Source organism: Mycobacterium sp. HUMS_12744610 (genome assembly GCF_041206865.1).
GTDB classification, from domain to species: domain Bacteria; phylum Actinomycetota; class Actinomycetes; order Mycobacteriales; family Mycobacteriaceae; genus Mycobacterium; species Mycobacterium servetii.
In genome coordinates this window covers 431,339-448,256 of the sequence record NZ_JBGEDP010000001.1, presented here as the reverse complement: position 1 = coordinate 448,256, position 16,918 = coordinate 431,339, and the positions used below count along the sequence as shown (strand labels likewise).

At 69.5% G+C, this 16,918-nt stretch carries 17 protein-coding genes, 1 tRNA gene and 2 pseudogenes; 10 read left to right on the top strand and 10 right to left on the bottom strand.

What is annotated here, in order from left to right:
* Positions 1-47: 47 nt before the first annotated feature.
* A complete protein-coding gene (locus AB8998_RS02265; protein ID WP_369736637.1) occupies positions 48-572 on the top strand; it encodes a phage holin family protein in 525 nt (174 codons plus the stop codon).
* Entirely contained in the window at positions 573-1,544 is a 972-nt protein-coding gene (locus AB8998_RS02260; protein WP_369736635.1) for an alpha/beta fold hydrolase, read from the top strand. It abuts the gene before it with no gap.
* Here AB8998_RS02260 and marP read toward each other — a convergent pair.
* The 4 genes and pseudogenes from marP to nth form a co-directional block, all read right to left on the bottom strand.
* Complete coding sequence (marP, locus tag AB8998_RS02255; RefSeq protein ID WP_369736633.1) at positions 1,537-2,730, bottom strand: acid resistance serine protease MarP; 1,194 nt, start codon at positions 2,728-2,730, stop codon at positions 1,537-1,539. The two genes, AB8998_RS02260 and marP, sit on opposite strands and share 8 nt — an antisense overlap.
* 11 nt (positions 2,731-2,741) lie before the next feature.
* A pseudogene (locus tag AB8998_RS02250) lies at positions 2,742-3,523 on the bottom strand (NUDIX hydrolase).
* 53 nt (positions 3,524-3,576) lie between these two features.
* On the bottom strand, positions 3,577-4,215 hold the full coding sequence (locus tag AB8998_RS02245; RefSeq protein WP_369736631.1) for a TlpA disulfide reductase family protein: 639 nt from the start codon (positions 4,213-4,215) through the stop codon (positions 3,577-3,579).
* Between the two features lie 8 nt (positions 4,216-4,223).
* The gene (nth, locus tag AB8998_RS02240; RefSeq protein WP_369741395.1) at positions 4,224-4,904 is read right to left on the bottom strand and encodes an endonuclease III; all 681 of its coding nucleotides are present in this window, start codon (positions 4,902-4,904) and stop codon (positions 4,224-4,226) included.
* 162 nt (positions 4,905-5,066) lie between these two features.
* On the opposite strand from nth, the gene AB8998_RS02235 reads away from it, so the two are divergent.
* Both AB8998_RS02235 and crp read left to right on the top strand, forming a co-directional pair.
* Positions 5,067-5,450: a hypothetical protein gene (locus AB8998_RS02235; protein ID WP_369736630.1), complete on the top strand. Its 384-nt coding sequence runs from the start codon at positions 5,067-5,069 to the stop codon at positions 5,448-5,450.
* Between the two features lie 99 nt (positions 5,451-5,549).
* Positions 5,550-6,224 (top strand): cAMP-activated global transcriptional regulator CRP, encoded by a 675-nt coding sequence (gene crp / locus AB8998_RS02230; RefSeq protein WP_369736628.1) that lies wholly within the window; start codon positions 5,550-5,552, stop codon positions 6,222-6,224.
* A gap of 59 nt (positions 6,225-6,283) precedes the next feature.
* Here crp and AB8998_RS02225 read toward each other — a convergent pair whose 3' ends face one another.
* From AB8998_RS02225 to AB8998_RS02215, 3 genes are read right to left on the bottom strand one after another with little or no spacing between them, the layout of a single operon-like run.
* On the bottom strand, positions 6,284-7,087 hold the full coding sequence (locus tag AB8998_RS02225) for an MBL fold metallo-hydrolase (RefSeq protein ID WP_369741394.1): 804 nt from the start codon (positions 7,085-7,087) through the stop codon (positions 6,284-6,286).
* Positions 7,084-7,539, bottom strand: a complete 456-nt coding sequence (locus AB8998_RS02220) for a RidA family protein (RefSeq protein ID WP_369736626.1) — start codon at positions 7,537-7,539, stop codon at positions 7,084-7,086. The genes AB8998_RS02225 and AB8998_RS02220 overlap by 4 nt, the downstream gene beginning before the upstream one ends.
* The gene (locus tag AB8998_RS02215) at positions 7,536-7,700 is read right to left on the bottom strand and encodes a Sp36 family protein (protein WP_369736625.1); all 165 of its coding nucleotides are present in this window, start codon (positions 7,698-7,700) and stop codon (positions 7,536-7,538) included. Before AB8998_RS02215 ends, AB8998_RS02220 begins: the two co-directional genes overlap by 4 nt.
* 65 nt (positions 7,701-7,765) lie before the next feature.
* Between AB8998_RS02215 and bagA the strand changes: the two genes are divergently transcribed.
* Complete coding sequence (gene bagA, locus AB8998_RS02210; protein ID WP_369736624.1) at positions 7,766-8,803, top strand: ATPase BagA; 1,038 nt, start codon at positions 7,766-7,768, stop codon at positions 8,801-8,803.
* Positions 8,800-9,945 carry an ATPase BagB gene (gene bagB / locus AB8998_RS02205; RefSeq protein WP_369736623.1) on the top strand — a complete coding sequence of 382 codons (1,146 nt, stop codon included), beginning with the start codon at positions 8,800-8,802 and terminating at the stop codon, positions 9,943-9,945. The genes bagA and bagB overlap by 4 nt, the downstream gene beginning before the upstream one ends.
* A 129-nt stretch (positions 9,946-10,074) precedes the next feature.
* On the opposite strand, the gene AB8998_RS02200 is transcribed toward bagB, so the two are convergent.
* Positions 10,075-10,425 (bottom strand): WhiB family transcriptional regulator, encoded by a 351-nt coding sequence (locus tag AB8998_RS02200; RefSeq protein ID WP_369736622.1) that lies wholly within the window; start codon positions 10,423-10,425, stop codon positions 10,075-10,077.
* Positions 10,426-10,798: 373 nt separating this feature from the next.
* Here AB8998_RS02200 and ponA2 point away from each other — a divergent pair, with 373 nt between their 5' ends.
* The 4 genes and pseudogenes from ponA2 (at position 10,799) to AB8998_RS02180 (ending at position 15,074) form a co-directional block, all read left to right on the top strand.
* Positions 10,799-13,225 carry a transglycosylase/D,D-transpeptidase PonA2 gene (gene ponA2 / locus AB8998_RS02195; protein ID WP_369736620.1) on the top strand — a complete coding sequence of 809 codons (2,427 nt, stop codon included), beginning with the start codon at positions 10,799-10,801 and terminating at the stop codon, positions 13,223-13,225.
* A 68-nt stretch (positions 13,226-13,293) separates the two neighbouring features.
* Complete coding sequence (locus tag AB8998_RS02190) at positions 13,294-14,253, top strand: metallophosphoesterase (RefSeq protein WP_369736619.1); 960 nt, start codon at positions 13,294-13,296, stop codon at positions 14,251-14,253.
* Positions 14,250-14,898, top strand: a pseudogene (locus tag AB8998_RS02185) (pyridoxal-phosphate dependent enzyme); the annotation flags it as partial. The gene AB8998_RS02190 and the pseudogene AB8998_RS02185, both read left to right, overlap by 4 nt.
* Before the next feature lie 102 nt (positions 14,899-15,000).
* Positions 15,001-15,074, top strand: a tRNA-Pro gene (locus AB8998_RS02180).
* A 62-nt stretch (positions 15,075-15,136) separates the two neighbouring features.
* On the opposite strand, the gene AB8998_RS02175 is transcribed toward AB8998_RS02180, so the two are convergent.
* Together AB8998_RS02175 and AB8998_RS02170 are read right to left on the bottom strand one after the other, a co-directional pair.
* On the bottom strand, positions 15,137-16,330 hold the full coding sequence (locus AB8998_RS02175; protein ID WP_369736617.1) for a tyrosine-type recombinase/integrase: 1,194 nt from the start codon (positions 16,328-16,330) through the stop codon (positions 15,137-15,139).
* Complete coding sequence (locus AB8998_RS02170; RefSeq protein ID WP_369736615.1) at positions 16,323-16,850, bottom strand: helix-turn-helix domain-containing protein; 528 nt, start codon at positions 16,848-16,850, stop codon at positions 16,323-16,325. Before AB8998_RS02170 ends, AB8998_RS02175 begins: the two co-directional genes overlap by 8 nt.
* Positions 16,851-16,918 lie beyond the last annotated feature (68 nt).

The following is a 16,918-nucleotide window of genomic DNA, read 5'->3' as shown; positions in this document are numbered from 1 at the left end:
GCCACGGCCCGAGGAGCAGCCGGGCAACTGAGGAAAGAGGACCGTCCGTGAGCAGAGCCGATCGCAAGAACGGTGTACCCAGCACGCTGACCACCATCCCGTTGACCGATCCGCACGCCGGACCCGCCGAGCCCTCGATCGGTGACCTGATCAAAGACGCGAGTGCCCAGGTCTCCACGCTGCTGCGCGCCGAGATCGAACTGGCCCGCGCCGAGATCACCCGCGACGTCAAGAAGGGCCTGACCGGCAGCGTGTTCTTCATCGCCGCGCTGGTGGTGCTGTTCTATTCCACGTTCTTTTTCTTCTTCTTCCTCGCCGAGTTGCTCGACACCTGGCTGTGGCACTGGGTGGCATACCTGATCGTGTTCGCGATCATGGTGGTGTTCGGGTCGCTACTCGCCCTGCTGGGCTTTTTGAAGGTGCGCCGGATCCGCGGGCCGCGCGAGACGATCGAATCGGTCCGCGAGACCCGCACCGCCCTCACCCCCGGCCACGACAAGGCGGGCGCCGAGCGGCGCGGCAGGCACGAGACGCCGGACAGCGGCGCACCCTCCGACACCTCGGGCTGGTAGGTGGCAGCGCCGGATCCGTCGATGACCCGCATCGACGGGCCATGGCGGCATCTGGACGTGCACGCCAACGGCATCCGATTCCACGTGGTCGAGGCATCGCCGGCCACCCCGCCGACAGGCCAGGACGCGGGCACCCCGGCCACGGCGCGGCCGTTGGTGATGCTGCTGCACGGATTCGGCTCGTTCTGGTGGTCGTGGCGCCATCAGCTGCGAGGACTGAGCGGCGCGCGGGTCGTGGCGGTCGACCTGCGCGGCTACGGCGGCAGCGACAAGCCGCCGCGCGGCTACGACGGCTGGACGCTCGCCGGTGACACCGCCGGACTGATCCGCGCGCTCGGGCACTCCTCGGCGACCCTCGTCGGCCACGCCGAGGGCGGGCTTGCGTGCTGGGCGACCGCGCTGCTGCATTCACGCCTGGTGCGCGCGATCGCGCTGATCAGCTCGCCGCACCCCGCCGCCTTGCGCCGGTCCGCCCTGAGCCGGCGGGATCAGGGGTATGCGCTGCTACCCATGCTGCTGCGCTACCAGCTGCCGCTGTGGCCGGAGCGCCTGCTAACCCGGGACGACGCGGCCGAGATCGAGCGCCTCGTAGCCAGCCGCAGCAGCGCGAAATGGGTGGCTTCCGAGGACTTCTCCCAAACCATCCGCTACCTGCGGACCGCGATCCAGATTCCGGCGGCCGCCCATTGCGCCCTGGAGTACCAGCGCTGGGCGGTGCGCAGCCAGCTGCGCAGTGAAGGCTGGCGGTTCATGACGTCGATGTCCCAACAGCTCGGGGTGCCGTTGCTACACCTGCGCGGTGACGCGGACCCCTACGTGCTGGCCGACCCGGTGGACCGGACGCAGCGGTACGCCCCGCACGGGCGTTACCTGTCGGTCGCCGGCGCGGGACACTTCAGCCACGAAGAGCTGCCCGACGAGATCAACGGGCAGCTGACGAAGTTCCTCGGCCAGGTGCACTGGGTCAGCTGACGCAGGCCCCGGTGCTCACCCCCTGGGTGTCGCCGATCCGGGACAGCTGCCCGGCGACCTCGTCGGCTGTCAGCACGAACCCGGTATCGGGGTCGTCGACGGCGGCGCCGAACACCACGCCGAGCACATGGCCGTTCAAATCGATCAGCGGCCCACCCGAATTGCCTTGCTCCACATTGGCTCTGATGGTGTAGACGTCGCGGGTGACCGGTGTGGGATCCCGGTAGATGTCGGGACCGGTGAGCTTGATGATCTCGCGGATCCTGGCCGGGGTCGCGGTGAAATTGCCGCCGCCAGGATAGCCGAGCACCACGACGTTGGCGCCGGTCTTAGCCTGGGTCTGGGCGAAGGCCAGGGGCGGCGGCGGCAGGTGCGGGACGGCGAGGATGGCGATGTCGACCGCGGGGTTGTACGACACCACGGTGGCGTCCAGCGGGTTGCCGCTGGCGTAGACCTGGACGCTGTTGGACCCGGCCACCACGTGGGCGTTGGTCATCACCCGGTCGGGCGCGATGACGAAGCCGCTGCCCTCGAGCACCTTCTGGCAGCTGGGGGCCAGGCTGCGCACCTTGACGACGCTCGGCGCGTCGGCCGTGACCGCCGGGTTGGTGGCGAGGGCCGGATCCGGGGACGCGACCGGGATGACCGGGGTGCGGCTGAAAGGCTCGAGCACCGCGGGCAGTCCCGAGGTGTTCAGCAGCGCCGACAGGCGCTTGGGCACCGTCTTCAGCCAGGGCGGGGCGACGTCGTTGACCTGCGCGAGCACCCGGGAGCCCCGGACCGCGGCGGCCAGCTCCGGCTGGTCCTTCGACTGGGTCAGCGGCGTGGCCAGCAGCCAGGCCGCGGTCAGCACGACCACGAGCTGGACCCCCACCCCGATGACGGAGTCGACGGTCCGGACGACGCGGCTGTGGATGGCCCCGCGCACGGCCCGACCCAGCACAACACCGGCCACCTCGCCGACGACCACGAGCGCCAGGATCAGGAACAGTGCGGTGAACAGCTTGGCGCGGGGGGCGGCGATGTGGCTGACGATGTGGGGCGCCAGCAGCACCCCGGCGATCGCACCGAGCAGCACCCCGGCGAACGACAGCACGGAACCCAGTGCGCCGGAACGCCATCCCGAAACGGCCGCGATGAAGGCGACCGCCAGGACGGCGATGTCCAGCCACTGCGAGGGGGTCATCGAGTTCAGGCTCATCGGGCCGGCCCACCCTGGTCGTCGACCAGCGACATGGCCTCGTCCAACTCGCGCAGGTCGGTGGTGTCCCAGGGCCGGGCCCACCCGGCGACGTCGAGCAGGGCGGAGATCACCTGGCCGGTGAAGCCCCAGACCAGCATCTCGTTCAGCAGAAACGCCGGCCCGGCCCACCGGTGGCCGAGGTCGCCGCGGTACACCATCAGCCGGTTGGCGGGGTTGACGAACGCGCGCACCGGGACCCTGGCCACGACCGCGGTCTCGGCCCGGTCGACGACCGAGACCGGCCCGGGATCCGGCGAGTAGGCCAGCACCGGGACCACATGAAACTGCGACGGCGCGATGAACAACCGTTCCAGGGTGGCCAGCGGCTGCAGCCGGGCCGGGTCGATGCCCGTTTCCTCGCGCGCTTCGCGCAGGGCGGTGGCCACGGGACCGTCGTCGGTGGGGTCGGAGGCGCCGCCGGGGAACGCCGCCTGCCCGGCGTGGTGGCGCAACGTCGCGGCGCGCACGGTGACCAGCAGGTCGGCCTCGTCGGGGATGCCGCCGCCGGCGGGCCCGGACTCCGGCCCGGAGAACAACACCAGCACCGCCGCGTCGCGCCGTTCGCCGCCCGCGGACGCCGCGCCGGAGGTCAGCATCGCCAGCACGTCGGCCGGCAGCCGGCGCCGGTACGCGTCGGGAATCCGGCCGAGGTTGTCGATGAGGGGGCGCAGCCACGGCGGGCAGAGTTCGGACGTAACGGGATCCGTCCCCTGCGTGCGGGCGGTACCCCAAGCACTCACCGCCACCTCCACTGGGTTCCCGACCGCCCGTCCGTCTCCGGCTGCCGCCTCATCGCTCCTGGTCTCCGACCGCGGCCGCGATCTCGTCGGCGCTGGCGAAAGCGCGCGGCAGCGTCTGGGCAACGCTACCGTCCGGCCGCAGTACCACCGTCGCTGGCATCACGTTAACCACCCGCAGGGCCGCCGCCACGCGGCGCCGACCGTCCTGCAGGGTCGGCAGCCGAACCCCCAGCTCCGCCAGCCGCAGCAGGGCGGCCGTCTCGTTCTCGTCCTGGTGCACGGTCAGCACGGTCAGGCCCGGCCCGGCCCGGCGCGCATACTCGGCCATCGCGGGCAGCTCGGCGGTGCACGAGGCGCACCAGTACGCCCAGAAGTTCAGCACCACCCGCCGCCCGGCCAGCGCCCGGCCGACGTCGACGACGGACCCGTCGGCGGCGCATTGCACCGTGACCCCCCGCAGCGCCGCGGGGCCGGGACCGCCGGCAGGTGCAGGACAGGGCCGCAGGTCCGCTCGCCGCCGCGGTCCCGCCAGCGCGGCCGGGGTGTCGGCGTCGCGGTGCTCGCGGCCGGCGCCGGCGTCGGTCGCCGCGGGCCCCGGGGCGTCGTCGCGCAACTGGGCCACCAGCGCGGCCGCCAGCGCCACCACCACCGCCACGATCGCGATGGTCCAGCGCGTGCTGCGGGTCAAGGCCGTGCTTACAGCCCGGCCAGGGCCAGCAGGTGCTCGGCTTCGGGGCCCTTCACCAGCGGCGCGGCGAGCAGCGGTTCGGTGGGACCGAGCCCAAAGGACGGGCAGTCCTTGGCGAGCAGGCAGACGCCGCACGCCGGCTTTCGCGCGTGGCACACGCGACGGCCGTGGAAGATCACGCGATGGCTCAGCATCGTCCACTCGGTGCGCTCGATCAGCGCACCCACGGCGTGCTCGATCTTGACCGGATCTTCCTCGGCGGTCCAGCGCCACCTGTCCACCAGCCGCTTGAAATGGGTGTCGACGGTGATGCCCGGGACACCGAACGCGTTGCCGAGGATGACGTTCGCGGTCTTGCGCCCCACCCAGGGCAGCGTCACCAGGTCGGCCAGCGTGGACGGCACCTCGCCGTCGAACCGTTCGACCAGTGCCTGCCCGAGGCCGATCAGGGCGGTGGCCTTATTACGGAAGAAACCGGTCGGGCGGATGAGCGCCTCCAGTTCGGCGCGGTCCGCCTGCGCGTAGTCCAGCGCCGAGGAGTAGCGCGCGAACAGCGCCGGCGTGGTCAGGTTGACCCGCTTGTCGGTGCTCTGCGCCGAGAGGATCGTGGCCACCGTCAGCTCCAGCGGCGTGGTGAAGTCCAGCTCGCAATGGGCGTCTGGGAAGGCCTTGGCCAGGGTGCGATTCATCCGGCGTGCCCGTCGCACCAGCCCGGTGCGGGTTTCTTCGGCCCACCGCCGCTCGGCCTTCGCCGCTATCACCTACGACAGAGTACTGATTTCGGCAGAGTACTGATTTCGGCAGAGTACTGATTTCGTGATCTGACCGAGACCTCGTGTTGCTGCACCACCATGTTTACTTTCCCTGTGTCATGGTTGCTGGTGGCCTGCGTGCCGGGGCTGCTGATGCTGGCGACGTTCGGCCTCGGGCGGCTCGAACGCGACCTGTCCGGCCGGCCGCTCGCGATCACCGCGTCAGACGAGTCACCCGGGCCCGCCGAGGCCATGGACATGCGCACGCCGGCCCACGACGGCATGCCCGAGGCGCTGGAGTATTTGCATCTGCGACGGGAGCGGCGGGAACTGGAAGCCCCGCCGGCCGGGGGGCGGCACGCCGCGCCCGGGTTCGCCCCCGACTGCTACCGGCTGGGCGAGTTCGTGTCGCCCGCGCCGCGACACACCCATCCACGCGGCAATCCGCAGTTTAAGACCCCGGGATATGTCAATCGTGTGTAGCGTTGGCACGTTGGACACTCCGGTGTACCTCTAGACTCGACACGCGAGCAAGAGGTTAGCCTGTCTACATCACATCGTTGGAAAGCTGAAGAGGGCAACGTGGACGAGATCCTGGCAAGGGCAGGAATCTTCCAAGGGGTCGAGCCCGGCGCGGTCGCCGCGTTGACGAAGCAACTGCAACCCGTCGACTTCCCCCGCGGACACACGGTCTTCGCCGAGGGAGAACCCGGCGACCGGCTGTACATCATCATCGCCGGCAAGGTCAAGATCGGCCGGCGCTCACCGGATGGCCGGGAGAACCTGCTGACCATCATGGGCCCCTCGGACATGTTCGGGGAGTTGTCGATCTTCGACCCCGGCCCGAGGACGTCCAGCGCGACCACCATCACCGAGGTGCGCGCGGTCTCGATGGACCGCGACGCGCTGCGGGCGTGGATCGCCGACCGGCCCGAGATCGCCGAGCAGCTGCTGCGCGTGTTGGCCCGGCGCCTGCGCCGGACCAACAACAACCTGGCCGACCTCATCTTCACCGACGTGCCCGGGCGGGTGGCCAAGCAGCTGCTGCAGCTGGCCCAGCGTTTCGGCACGCAGGAGGGCGGCGCCATGCGCGTCACCCACGACCTGACCCAGGAGGAGATCGCCCAGCTGGTGGGGGCGTCCAGGGAGACGGTGAACAAGGCGCTGGCCGACTTCGCCCATCGCGGCTGGATCCGCCTGGAGGGCAAGAGCGTGCTCATCTCGGACTCCGAGCGGCTGGCCCGCCGCGCGCGCTAGGCGCTTGGCGCCGAGATCGACGTTCTGCAGACGCCCACTCGCACTTTCGCTGCGAAACGTCAATCTCGGCGCAGGTAGTCCAGCTGAGCCTGGACCGACCATTCGGCAGCTTCCCAGAGCTTCTCGTCGACGTCGACATAGACGTGCTCGACGACCCGGCGCGCGCTGGCGTCCTCCCCCAACTCGCGTAACGCAGCGCGCACCTGTTCGAGCCGCTCCTGGCGATGCATCAGGTAGCCGGACGCGGCGGCCTCCAGGTCGGGTAGTTCGGGGCCGTGCCCGGGCAGCACCGCGCGTCGGCCCAAACCGCGCAGCCGCCGCAGCGACTCCAGGTAGTCGAGCAGGCTGCCGTCCTCCTTGTCGATGACGGTGGTGCCGCGGCCCAGCACGCTGTCCGCCGTCAGCACCGCGTCATCGAGCACGAACGTCAGCGAGTCGGCGGTGTGGCCGGGAGTGGCCAGCACCGTGATACACAGGCCCGCCGCGTCGATCACCTCGCCGTCGGTGAGCTCGCCGCCGAGGCCGCGCAGAAATCCGCTGCCGGCCGAGCGGACCGTCGCGCCGGTCAGCTCGACCAGCTTGTCGATGCCCTCGGTGTGGTCCCCGTGGCGGTGGCTGATCAGCACCAGCGCGACGCGGCCCAGCGTGGCGATGCGGGCGATGTGCTCGTCGTCGTCGGGACCCGGGTCGACGATCACCAGCTCATCGCTGCCGGGGCCGCGCAGCACCCACGTGTTGGTGCCCTCGAGCGTCAACGGCCCGGGGTTGTCGGCCAACAGCACAGAGGCCGTGTCGGTGACCGCCCGCAACCGCCGGTAGGCGGGATGGGTCAGCGGCTCGTCGGCCCCGGTCGCGGCCGTCAGGCCACCTCCACGATCAGCTCGACCTCCACCGGCGCGTCCAGCGGCAACTCCGAAACGCCGACCGCCGAGCGCGCATGCGCGCCCCTGTCGCCGAAAACCTCGGCGAGCAGTTCGGAGGCCCCGTTGACCACGCCCGGCTGGCCGTTGAAGCCCGCTGCGGAAGCGACGAACCCGACGACCTTGACGACCCGGGTCACCGCGTCGATCCCGACCAGCGCGTTCACGGCCGCCAGCGCGTTGAGGGCGCACACCCGCGCCATCGCCTTGGCCTCCTCGGGGGTGACCGCGGCGCCGACCTTGCCGGTCGCGGCCAGCTCGCCCGCCTTCATGGGCAGCTGACCCGACGTGTAGACGAGGTTTCCGGTGCGCACCGCCGGTACGTATGCGGCCAGCGGCGGCACCGCCTCGGGCAGCGTGATGCCGAGCTGGTCGAGCCGGGCCGATGCACTCATCCTTTGGGGCGCTTCAGGTACGCGACATGCTGTTCGCCGGTGGGCCCGGGCAACACCGCCACCAGCTCCCAGCCGTCGGCGCCCCATTGATCGAGGATCTGCTTGGTGGCGTGCGTCAGCAGCGGAACCGTTACGTACTCCCATGCGGTCGGTTGACTCATGGCGTGAGCCTATCGGTCGACCCCGATCTGCGGGGGGCCGGAGTCGCTCGGGCTAGCATGCGAAGGTGGCAACCACTTCCGGCACTCCCGGCAGCAACAGCGGCGGTAGTCCCGTGGGCTGGCCGGCGCGCCTGTCCAAGGCCCGGCTGCATTTCGTCACCGGCAAAGGCGGCACGGGCAAGTCGACGGTGGCGGCCGCCCTGGCGCTGACGCTGGCCGCGGGCGGCCGCAAGGTCCTGCTCGTCGAAGTCGAGGGCAGGCAAGGGATTGCGCAGTTGTTCGACGTGCCGCCACTGCCGTACCAGGAGCTCAAGATCGCGACGGCGGAGCGCGGCGGCCAGGTCAACGCGCTGGCGATCGACATAGAGGCGGCGTTCCTGGAATACCTGGACATGTTCTACAACCTCGGCATCGCGGGCCGGGCGATGCGGCGCATCGGCGCCATCGAGTTCGCGACGACGATCGCGCCCGGTCTGCGCGACGTGCTGCTCACCGGCAAGATCAAGGAGTCGGTGGTGCGCGTCGACCGCAACAGGCTGCCGGTGTACGACGCGGTCGTGGTGGACTCGCCGCCGACGGGCCGCATCGCGCGCTTCCTGGATGTCACCAAGGCCGTGTCCGACCTGGCCAAGGGTGGGCCGGTGCACTCGCAGAGCGAGGGCGTGGTCCGGTTACTGCACTCCGAACAGACCGCCATCCACCTTGTCACCCTGCTCGAGGCGCTGCCGGTGCAGGAGACGCTGGAAGCCATCGAGGAGCTGGCCGAGATGGAGCTGCCGATCGGCAGTGTGATCGTCAACCGCAACATCCCCTCGTATCTGGAGCCGCGCGATCTCGCCAAGGCCGCCGAGGGCGCGATCGACGCGGACTCGGTTCGGGCCGGCCTCGAGATGGCCGGAATCACGCTCGGCGAGGCCGACTTCGCCGGCCTGCTCACCGAGACCATCGAGCATGCGACCCGCATCACCGCGCGCGCCGAGACCGCCCAACAGCTCGACGCGTTGCAGGTGCCCCGGCTCGAACTGCCGGCGATCTCCGACGGCGTCGACCTCGGCAGCCTTTACGAGCTTTCGGAATCGCTTGCCCAACAGGGGGTTCGATGAGCGTCACACCGACAGTCCTTGACATGAAGGCGATCCTGTCCGACATGTCGAACCGCGTCGTGGTGTGCTGCGGCGCCGGTGGCGTGGGCAAGACCACCACGGCCGCCGCGCTGGCGTTGCGTGCGGCCGAATATGGCCGCAACGTCTGCGTTTTGACGATCGACCCGGCCAAGCGGCTGGCACAGGCGTTGGGCGTCAACGAACTCGGCAACGTCCCGCAGCGGGTGCCGCTGGCCCCCGAGGTCACCGGGGAGCTGCACGCGATGATGCTCGACATGCGCCGCACGTTCGACGAGATGGTGGTCCAGTACTCGGGAACCGAACGGGCGCAATCGATTCTGAACAACCAGTTCTATCAGACCGTCGCCACGTCGCTGGCCGGCACGCAAGAGTACATGGCGATGGAAAAACTGGGGCAGCTGCTGGGCCAGGACCGCTGGGACCTGGTCGTGGTCGACACCCCCCCGTCGCGCAACGCGCTGGACTTCCTGGACGCGCCGAAGCGGCTGGGCAGCTTCATGGACAGCCGGCTGTGGCGGCTGTTGCTGGCACCCGGTCGTGGCATCGGTCGACTGGTAACCGGCGCAATGGGTTTGGCGATGAAAGCGCTCTCAACCGTGCTCGGTTCCCAGATGCTCGGTGACGCAGCCGCATTCGTGCAGTCGCTGGACGCCACCTTCGGGGGGTTCCGGGAGAAGGCCGAGCGCACCTACGCGCTGCTCAAACGGCGGGGGACGCAGTTCGTGGTGGTGTCGGCGGCCGAACCGGACGCGCTGCGCGAGGCGGCGTTCTTCGTGGACCGGCTCTCGCAGGAGAGCATGCCGCTGGCCGGGCTGGTGCTCAACCGCACTCACCCGACGCTGTGTTCGCTGCCGGTCGAGCGGGCCGTCGACGGCAGCGAGACGCTGGAGGCCGCGCTCGGTTCGGGACAGGATTCGGAGGCCGCGGCGCTGGCGGCGGCGGTGCTGCGGATTCACGCCGACCGCGCGCAGACTGCCAAGCGGGAGGTGCGGCTGCTGTCGCGGTTCACCGGCGCCAATCCGCACGTGCCGATCGTGGGGGTGCCGTCGTTGCCGTTCGACGTGTCGGACCTGGAGGCGCTGCGCGCGCTGGCCGACCAGCTCACCGCCGCGGCGGGCTGAAGCCGGCCTTATTGCACGCGCGATAGTTCCGGCCGCGAATTCGTCCCATGCACAAGCCAGTTCGACGGCGCACGGCTGTAACAGGGTCGTAATCAGAGGCAAGCGGCGATTGCCGCTCGGATCGAGGGGTCAGCCGACGCTGCGGTTGCGACGCTTGTCGAAGAAGTCCGCCCAGGACACCACGTCGGGGTGTTGCTTCAGCAGCGCCCTGCGCTGACGCTCCGTCATGCCGCCCCACACGCCGAACTCCACCTTGTTGTCCAGCGCGTCCGCCCCGCACTCCTGCATGACCGGGCAGTGACGGCAGATCACCGCGGCTTTGCGCTGGGCGGCGCCCCGCACGAAGAGTTCGTCGGGATCGGTGGTCCGGCACAGCGCCTTCGAAACCCAGGTGATTCGTTCTTCGGCGTCGACGCTGCGGAGTACGCCTTGCGCAGCCGCGATGTTTGTCCGACGCGCGGCGGGCCGTGTTCCTGACACGAGTCGTTCCCTTCCTGCCCGGCCGCCTTCCGCGGCCGCCCTCCTCGGGTGCAGACCCGACTGCGATCTACGCCACACTATCCACGACGGTGTTAGCCGAATCTCACCGTGTGTATAAGTTAGGTGGTCAGGTGGCAATTGCGCGACAGTCTCATAACCTTTTTTTGGGACGCGCGTGCCGTCCTGCGCGGTAGCCTACGACCAGACGTACCATCACGCACCCCGGCGGGAGTGTACGACCGGTTAAGTCGGCGCGAATATCACTCGAGCCGGGGGCAACATCCCTGGTCAGCGAAATGCTTAGTCGTTCTGCCGGTCCGGCGGGGCGGCTGAGGCGGCATCGGGGAAACCGTGGCCCGCTACTCTAGTACCCATGCCAGACCGCCCCCCAGCAGGCCTCACGGTTCTCAAGCTCGCCGGATTCTGCCTGTTGGCCGGTGTGGTCGCGACCGCCCTGATGTTCCCGGTGGCCGGCGGTGTGGGGCTGATGTCCAATCGCGCCTCCGAGGTCGTCGCCAACGGCTCGGCGCAGCTCCTCGAGGGTGAGGTGCCGGCGGTCTCGACGATGGTCGACGCGAAGGGCAACACCATCGCCTGGCTGTACTCGCAACGCCGGTTCGAGGTGCCCGGCGACAAGATCGCCAACACCATGAAGCTTGCGATCGTCTCGATCGAGGACAAGCGTTTCGCCGAGCACAACGGGGTGGACTGGAAGGGCACCCTGACCGGGCTGGCCGGGTATGCGCGCGGGGACGTCGACACCCGCGGCGGTTCGACCATCGAGCAGCAGTACGTGAAGAACTACCAGCTGCTGGTGACGGCCCAGACCGACGCCGAGAAGCGCGCGGCCGTCGAGACCACCCCGGCGCGCAAGCTGCGTGAGATCCGGATGGCCCTCACGCTCGACAAGACCTTCACCAAGCCCGAGATCCTGACCCGGTACCTGAACCTGGTGTCGTTCGGTAACGGCTCCTTCGGCGTGCAGGACGCCGCACAGACCTACTTCGGCATCAACGCCTCGGAACTGAACTGGCAGCAGGCGGCCCTGCTGGCGGGCATGGTGCAGTCCACCAGCACGCTGAACCCCTACACCAATCCCGAGGGCGCCCTGGCGCGGCGCAACCTGGTCCTGGACACCATGATCGAGAACATCCCGCAGGAGGCCGACGCCCTGCGCGCCGCCAAGGCCACGCCGCTGGGGGTGTTGCCGCAGCCCAACGAGCTGCCCCGCGGCTGCATCGCGGCCGGAGACCGGGCGTTCTTCTGCGACTACGTTCAGGAGTACCTGTCGCGCGCGGGGATCAGCAAGGAGCAGGTGGCCCGCGGCGGCTACACGATCCGCACCACGCTGGACCCCGACGTGCAGGCCCCGGTGAAGTCGGCGATCGACAAGTTCGCCAGCCCCACCCTGCCGGGAATCTCCAGCGTGATGAGCGTGATCAAGCCCGGCAAGGATTCCCACAAGGTGATGGCGATGGCCAGCAACCGCAAGTACGGGCTGGACATCGACGCGGGCGAGACGATGCGGCCGCAGCCGTTCTCGCTGGTCGGCGACGGCGCCGGGTCGGTGTTCAAGATCTTCACCACGGCCGCCGCGCTGGACATGGGCATGGGCATCAACGCGACCCTCGAGGTGCCAGGCCGGTTCGAGGCCAAGGGCATGGGCAGCGGCGGGGCCAAGGGCTGCCCCAAGGACACTTGGTGCGTGATCAACGCCGGCCGCTACCGGGGGTCGATGAACGTGACGGACGCGCTGGCCACCTCGCCCAACACCGCGTTCGCCAAGCTGATCCAGCAGGTCGGCGTGACGCCCACGGTGGACATGGCCATCAAGCTCGGGCTGCGGTCCTACGCCGACCCGGGCACCGCGCGCGACTACAACCCGGACAGCAACGAAAGCCTGGCCGACTTCATTAAGCGCCAGAACGTCGGCTCTTTCACCCTGGGCCCGGTCGAGGTAAACGCGCTGGAGCTGTCGAACGTCGCGGCCACCCTGGCCTCCGGCGGCGTGTGGTGCCCGCCGAGCCCGATCGACAAGCTGATCGACCGCCACGGCAACGAGGTGGCCGTCACCACCGAGACGTGCGAACAGGTGGTACCCGAGGGGCTGGCGAACACCCTGGCCAACGCGATGAGCAAGGATGCCCAGGCCGGCGGCACGGCATCCGGGTCGGCCAGCGCGGCGGGCTGGGACCTGCCCATGTCCGGCAAGACCGGCACCACCGAGGCGCACCGCTCGTCGGGCTTCGTGGGTTTCACCAACCACTACGCCGCGGCGAACTACATCTACGACGACTCGACCAACCCGACCGACCTGTGCTCGTCGCCGCTGCGCCACTGCAGCGAGGGCGACCTCTACGGCGGCAACGAGCCCGCCCGCACTTGGTTCACGGCGATGAAGCCGATCGCCACCATGTTCGGCGACGTGCACCTGCCGCCCACCGATCCCCGCTACGTCGACGGCTCGCCCGCGTCGCGGGTGCCGAGCGTGGCGGGACTGAAGGTGGACGCGGCGCGCCAGCGCCTCAAGGACGCGGGCTTCCGGGTGGCCGACCAGACCACCTCGGTGAACAGTTCCGCCGAGTACGGGGAGGTCGTCGGGACCACGCCCAGCGGTCAGACGATCCCGGGTTCGATCATCACAATCCAGATCAGCAACGGCATTCCCCCCGCTCCACCTCCGCCGCCGGAGGGTGAGCCGGTGCCGGTCGGCTCGCAGGTCGTGGAGATTCCGGGCCTGCCGCCGATCACCATTCCGCTACTGGCCCCACCACCGCCACCGGGCGCGCCACCCCCGTAGGCGCCGCGGGGCCTAACGGGGGCGGGGAATGCGCGCTGCCATCCCGGGAGCGGCAGTAGGCTGCCTTCATGGCTGACGTTCTGCCCGTCCTGATACGCACCGGCGCCGCGGCGGTCGGCGCCGCGGTCGCCGGCATCGGCTACGCCGCGGTCGTCGAGCGCAACGCCTTCGTCCTGCGCGAGATCACCATGCCCGTACTGAGCCCGGGGTCCACGCCGCTGCGGGTGCTGCACATCAGCGACCTCCACATGACGCCCAACCAGCGCCGCAAACAGGCCTGGTTGCGCGAGTTGTCCGGCTGGGAGCCCGACCTGGTGGTCAACACCGGCGACAATCTGGCGCATCCCAAGGCGGTGCCCGCGGTCGTCCAGGCGCTGGGGGATCTGCTGTCGCGGCCGGGCGTGTTCGTCTTCGGCAGCAACGACTACTTCGGGCCGCTCCTGAAGAACCCCTTGAACTACCTGACCAACCCGTCGCACCGGGTCCGCGGCGAGCCGCTGCCCTGGCAGGACCTGCGGGCGGCGTTCACCGAGCGCGGCTGGCTCGACCTCACCCATACGCGGCGCGAGTTCGAGGTGGCCGGCCTGCACATCGCCGCCGCGGGCGTCGACGACCCGCACATCGACCGGGACCGCTACGACACGATCGCGGGCCCGCCCAGCCCCGCCGCCAACCTGCGACTCGGTCTGACGCACTCCCCCGAGCCGCGGGTGCTGGACCGCTTCGCCGCCGACGGCTACCAGTTGGTGATGGCGGGCCACACGCACGGCGGGCAGCTGTGCCTGCCCTTCTACGGCGCCCTGGTGACCAATTGCGGCCTGGACCGCTCCCGTGCGAAGGGCCCGTCCCGTTGGGGTGCCACCATGCAGTTGCACGTCTCGGCCGGCCTCGGGACCTCCCCGTTCGCGCCCGTGCGCTTCTGCTGCCGGCCAGAAGCCACCCTGCTGACCTTGATCGCCGCACCGATGGGCGACCGGGACGCGAACAGCGATCTCGGGCGCTCCGTGCCGGCAGCGTCGATGCGTTGAACGAACGGACCCAGATCGCGGTCCGAACCCGCTCCCGGCGCTGGACCGACAACGCCATCCGGCTGATCCAGGCCGACGCCCGGCGCAGCGCCGACACGCCCTGCTGCGTTCCGTCGGCTTGGTCGACGGCACGCTGACGTCGCGCTGTACCTCTGGGACGAGACCACCCACATCACCGGCAGCCTCAAGCACCGGCTGGCGCGCTCGCTGTTCCTCTACGCGCTGTGCAACGGCTGGATCGGCGAGGGCACCACGGTGGTCGAGGCGTCGTCGGGCTCGACGGCGGTGTCGGAGGCGTACTTCGCGGCCCTGCTGGGACTGCCGTTCGTCGCGGTGATGCCGGCGGCCACCAGTTCCGCGAAGGTGGCGCTGATCGAGGCGCAGGGCGGCCGTTGCCATTTCGTGCGGAACGCCAGCGAGGTCTACGCCGAGGCCGAGCGCGTCGCCCGGGAGTCCGGCGGGCACTACCTGGACCAGTTCACCAACGCCGAGCGCGCCACCGACTGGCGCGGCAACAACAACATCGCCGAGTCGATCTACGAGCAGCTGGGCGAGGAACGCCACCCCGTCCCGGAATGGATCGTGGTCGGCGCGGGCGCCGGCGGCACCAGCGCGACGATCGGCCGCTACATCAGCTACCGGCGCGGCGACGCTGGGCGAGTTCGAACGCTCGTGCTCCTGGACCTGAGCGGGGCAGGCGATTTGGTCAGTCGATAGGCCGGTGCGATAGGCTGTCGTGGCTTCACACGGGGTGTGGCGCAGCTTGGTAGCGCGCTTCGTTCGGGACGAAGAGGTCGTGGGTTCGAATCCCGCCACCCCGACAAGGAAAAACCCGCTCTGACCTGCGAGAACAGGACGGGGCGGGTTTCTTGTTGAGGGCACGTTAGCGGTCTGCGTGTCTGGTGCGTGTCTGGAGAATAGAACGGGGCGTTTTTGCGGATGTCCCCAGTCGTGCGACGGCGGCGTCGAAGCGCGCGGCGATGTCCGCGAGGTCTTCCGGGAACAGCGCGGCGTACGTGTCCAAGGTCAGGGTCGCGCTCTTGTGCCCGAGCATGGTCTGGAGGACTTTTACATTCGCTCCCGCCTGCACCGCCAGGGACGCCGCTGTGTGCCGCAGGTCGTGCGGTGTCGCGTCGGGGAACTCGCCCGCTTCTCGTAGTCCCTCGATGGTCGGGTTCCAGTACCGGTTCCGCCACGTGTTCAGGCGCAGGGTGCCGCCGCGCGGGGCGGTGAACACCGCGTCGGCACGCTGCCGCCCTTGGCATTCCACGCTCAACGGCTCGACGAGGAACGACGGCAGAGGAACGTGCCGCGCCTGCTTGCCTTTGGTCGGTGTCCACGTGAGGACACCGGATACCTCGGTGACCTGTTGCCGGACGTGTATTTGTCGCCGCAGCAGGTTCAGGTCTTGGACCTCCAGCGCGGCGGCTTCTCCGAATCGCAGCCCGGTGTACGTCAGGAACAGCACCAGCGTGCGGTAGCGCGGGTCGATGGCGTCGGCTAGCACCCAGACCTGTTCATGGGAGAGGTAGACCTTGGGTGGCTCGGTGCGCGCGGGAAGTTTATGTCCCGCAGCGGGATTCGCCGCAATGCGCTTGTCCTCGACGGCGACGGTCAGAATGCCGCGCAGCACCTCCATCGCGTTCTCGATGGTGGTCGCGGTCGCCCCCGCATTGCCCATGTCCACGATCCACGCCTTGACCGCCGACCGTTGCACGTCGCGCACGAGGACGTTTGCCCATCGAGGGGACACCCATGCGTTCCACCCCGACACGCGCCGCTCCCGAGTTCCGCCGGGCTTCTGGTGCGAGAGATACTGCTCCCACACGTCCGCGACGGTGACGAGTCCTGCCCTCGGATTGACGTACGTCCCCGTGGTGAGACTGTTCTTGACGGCATCGCGGTAGGTCTCCGCGTCCACCTTCCGGTCGAAATGCTCGCCTGAACGGCTCCCGTCCAGCCCGATGACAACGACGCGCCAGCGTTTCCCGATCCCGTTGCGCGGCTTGGGCTTTCCGTCCTTGTACTTCCACGTGTCCTCGATGTGAGCACCCGCCCGGCGGCGTTGGTCAGCCATCGCACTCCTCCGATTCCGTGGACACATACAGAGGGACGGACGACGCGAGGTCGGTGAGCGCTCGGCGCAGAATGGGCACTAGGTCGGCGGGCGCGGTGAGTCCCGCGAACTGCGGCATCCGCGCCAGGTACTCCGCCAGGTCGTCGGCGTCGGTGAGCGGCTCGTCGTCTACCAGGGCTCCGTGGTCGGACTCGTCCACGGCGGCGACGGCATCGACCACGACAGAGGCGTACTCCCGCAGGGCGCGATGTGCGGTGTCTCGCAGGGCGACCGCGCGCTCGACCATCTCCTCGGCGGTGATCGGATCGACTTCTCGCACAAGGTCATCCATCGGAACGCCCAACGTGCGGGCGATGTCGCGCAGTTCAACAGCACGCACCGGGCGGTTGCCCAGCTCGACCCGTCCGTACACGACAGGGGACATACCAAGTCTCTCCGCCATCGCCTGCTGAGTGAGCCCCCGCGCCGCCCGGCGGCGTCGAATCACCGCCCCGAGTGCCCGGTCGTCCGCGTCTGTCATGTCATCACTCTATCCAATCTGTACAGGAAACCACAATCCGTACAAGCCGTGCTACTATACAAAACAGG

Bases quoted from the DNA above. Each gene is read 5' to 3' on its own strand.
- AB8998_RS02220 (WP_369736626.1), bottom strand. From the start codon at position 7,539: ATGAGTGCATCGGCCCGGCTCGACCAGCTCGGCATCACGCTGCCCGAG.
- AB8998_RS02170 (WP_369736615.1), bottom strand. From the start codon at position 16,850: ATGACAGACGCGGACGACCGGGCACTCGGGGCGGTGATTCGACGCCGC.
- ponA2 (WP_369736620.1), top strand. From the start codon at position 10,799: ATGCCAGACCGCCCCCCAGCAGGCCTCACGGTTCTCAAGCTCGCCGGA.
- AB8998_RS02235 (WP_369736630.1), top strand. From the start codon at position 5,067: ATGTTTACTTTCCCTGTGTCATGGTTGCTGGTGGCCTGCGTGCCGGGG.
- marP (WP_369736633.1), bottom strand. From the start codon at position 2,730: ATGACCCCCTCGCAGTGGCTGGACATCGCCGTCCTGGCGGTCGCCTTC.
- nth (WP_369741395.1), bottom strand. From the start codon at position 4,904: ATGAATCGCACCCTGGCCAAGGCCTTCCCAGACGCCCATTGCGAGCTG.
- AB8998_RS02190 (WP_369736619.1), top strand. From the start codon at position 13,294: ATGGCTGACGTTCTGCCCGTCCTGATACGCACCGGCGCCGCGGCGGTC.
- AB8998_RS02175 (WP_369736617.1), bottom strand. From the start codon at position 16,330: ATGGCTGACCAACGCCGCCGGGCGGGTGCTCACATCGAGGACACGTGG.
- AB8998_RS02215 (WP_369736625.1), bottom strand. From the start codon at position 7,700: ATGAGTCAACCGACCGCATGGGAGTACGTAACGGTTCCGCTGCTGACG.
- bagB (WP_369736623.1), top strand. From the start codon at position 8,800: ATGAGCGTCACACCGACAGTCCTTGACATGAAGGCGATCCTGTCCGAC.